This is a genomic window from Variovorax robiniae (genome assembly GCF_037889955.1).
Classification (GTDB): Bacteria; Pseudomonadota; Gammaproteobacteria; order Burkholderiales; family Burkholderiaceae_C; genus Variovorax; species Variovorax robiniae.
Map to the genome: position 1 here is coordinate 1 of NZ_JBBKZS010000074.1, position 2463 is coordinate 2463.

General features: G+C 60.5%; 2 protein-coding genes and 2 pseudogenes. All 4 read right to left on the bottom strand.

Annotated features, from left to right (window positions below):
• Positions 1-179: 179 nt before the first annotated feature.
• Entirely contained in the window at positions 180-851 is a 672-nt protein-coding gene (locus WKW79_RS36810; RefSeq protein ID WP_340340162.1) for a Wadjet anti-phage system protein JetD domain-containing protein, read from the bottom strand.
• Positions 852-1349: pseudogene (locus WKW79_RS37205) on the bottom strand (DUF3322 domain-containing protein); the annotation flags it as partial. It abuts the gene before it with no gap.
• A 19-nt stretch (positions 1350-1368) separates the two neighbouring features.
• Positions 1369-1551: pseudogene (locus tag WKW79_RS36815) on the bottom strand (IS3 family transposase); the annotation flags it as partial.
• Positions 1552-1776: 225 nt separating this feature from the next.
• A complete protein-coding gene (locus WKW79_RS36820; RefSeq protein ID WP_340340163.1) occupies positions 1777-2400 on the bottom strand; it encodes a hypothetical protein in 624 nt (207 codons plus the stop codon).
• Between the last annotated feature and the right edge of the window lie 63 nt (positions 2401-2463).

Below are 2463 nucleotides of genomic sequence, written 5' to 3' on the forward strand. Positions count from 1 at the left end.
GGCCCCTGCGGGGGCTGAAATAATGAAAGCCAGAACAGCCAAAAGAGAAGTCAGGCCATCCCGGTCTGACTCAAGCCAATAGGCCTCCTCGAAAGCCGGTGTGGTTCAGCTGCAAGTGGCGCCTGTTGGCAGGCCACTCGTGTTTCTGCTCGAGCACCATGGCGGCTCGTGATCGAGCGTCATTGGGAAAGATCAACGCGACGTTCCGTTGCAACAGATGAGTCGCTCAAGCCGAAGGGCAGGCTTGCATCCTCAAGCGCGGCGATGCCCAACTTGCGCGGCAGCCGTTCTTGCTCAAGTCGAAGATTCTTGCCCCAGCGGTGCTGACGCAGGCCGTCGTACACGATCCGTTCGCTTGTGGTCAGGCGTGGCATCTCTGCGACAGGACATTGAACCTTTTCCTCGACCGCGAGATGAAGATATGGCAGGAGCGTTTGCTCATCCATCAAGCCAGAGCGAAGCCTCGGCAGGACGCGTCGGGCCCGGTCGAGCATCGCGAATCCGTGCGTGTCCACGTCGCCCCAATAAATCACGCTGATACCTTGCAACCAAGGAAGCCTGTCGAGGACACCTACGGCATTCCCGAGCTTCATCAATGCGACGCAACCCGGCATGTCCGGTAGCGCCACGCCTGTTTCCAGGTTCTCGACAATCACCACGACCCGCGGCCTGAGTGGCAGGAGGGCAATCTCATCTGCGGGCGCTTCAAAATCCCTCAAGCCCCCAATGTGCGTGCGCAGCTTCGGGCACAAAACGCGGACACGAAGGCGGTGCACCGGTCGCTGTAGTCCGCACGTTTCATAGAAGTCGCGCGGCGCACCGTCACCGCGTATGCCTTGAAGCACGTCCATGATGAGTCCACGACGGGGCTCAACCCACTTGGTGTCCAAGCCTTCGACCGGTAACTGGCGAAGGTAATGGCCCGACGCGGGATTGGCCTCGACCCAGTCCACGAGTCTGACGAGCCGATCGAAGTCCAACGAAGATTAATCGGCCAGCACGTCGTAGTTGCGCCGAAGGACGGATGAAGTCGCTAAGCGTGGCCACTTGGCGACAAGATGGCCGTGCCGCTCAGAAGCCGTCCTCCAGCGAGCGGCCTGGGTCTGGGACACAATCCTGGCAACACTTTCCGGGGAGTCCAGCACCAGCGTACCCGGAAATCTCTGCCGCCCGAGGCGGCCGTACGAGCGGTCCTCCCAAATCAGCGTGCCGACGCCCGAATGGGCGGCCCACGCGCCGGCCCATCGCCGCACTCCATCAGGGTCACTCACGATGTATTTTTCCGTGGGCATCCCAAGCGAGAGCACGAACGGCCAGGTGCCCTCCCCCTGTCGGCGCCGATTCGATATTGACCACCCTGGGGTGCCGCTAAAAACTTGGACTGTTTATGCCATGAGCCCGAAGCCTTCGTCGGTAGTCAAGCGGGCTGCGCGCGCCCAAGGACATCTTGATCCGCTTCTCTTTGTACCAGCGGATGTAGGAGTCCAAGGCCTGGGTGAACTGCTCAATGGTCGTTGATTGCCAGTTGCCAGGATAGAACCATTCGGTGCGTCCAGCACTTGGGCGTGGCCGCGTTTGTGGAACTGCAGTCGCCCGCCATGGGTGCCCGGGATTCCTGCAAGTTGCGGGATCTATACCGCAACGATGTCAGCCTCGTTGAACCCGCTGATGAAAGAGATGGAGTCGCTGCGTATCCATTGGTTCTTTGTGGCAGTGCGAAATCTGATGGGGCCGAACAAGGGATGGAAGAAGGTGCCTTCTGGCATGACGACGGCCTCACTCCTTGGACAATTCGGCCACAGCCGTGGGCGTGCTGGGTCTTGATGCCGTTGCAGCGTTGGTCCCGGCTGTTGCGTCGGAAGGCGTTGTGCCGTTGCCCTTCTTGGCACCATTTGCGATCGCGAGGCCTAGACCGTCGCCCAGGTTGCGCGCTGCATAGCCCGTGGCAAAGTACCGTTCGATACCGAATCCGAGGCTTTGTGTCTTCGTATTCGACTTGAACTGGCCCAGCACGGACAGGGCATCCAGGGCAACAGGGCCATCTCCATCTCCGTCTGCGCCCATGATCGATTGGACTTTGCCGTTGTAGTTTCGGGTGGTCGCGGGGATCAATGCAATGCTGCGTTCGTTGTAGCCAAGCACGAACTGCACCCCCTGTTGGGCCAACGACCCTGCGATGTCGATTCCGATGACATCCGAACGGGCAAACAGCAGCGGCTTTTGGTAGGGGGCCTTTTCAACATCGTATGTGGCCTTCTTGTCTTCCGACCCCGGCTTGCTCTCGGACTTCGCCAGATCCGTGTCGGGGAGCCCGAGTTGCAGCCTCTTGGTTCTCTCTGCCAGCCGTATCGCCGTGTCTGTCCGGTCTTCCCCGTCGCTTGACGGCGGACACGGACGCACCGGTCAGATGTCGATGACCCGTCGAAGGTGAACGTATGGCACGCTCCAGGACGCCTCGCCGGT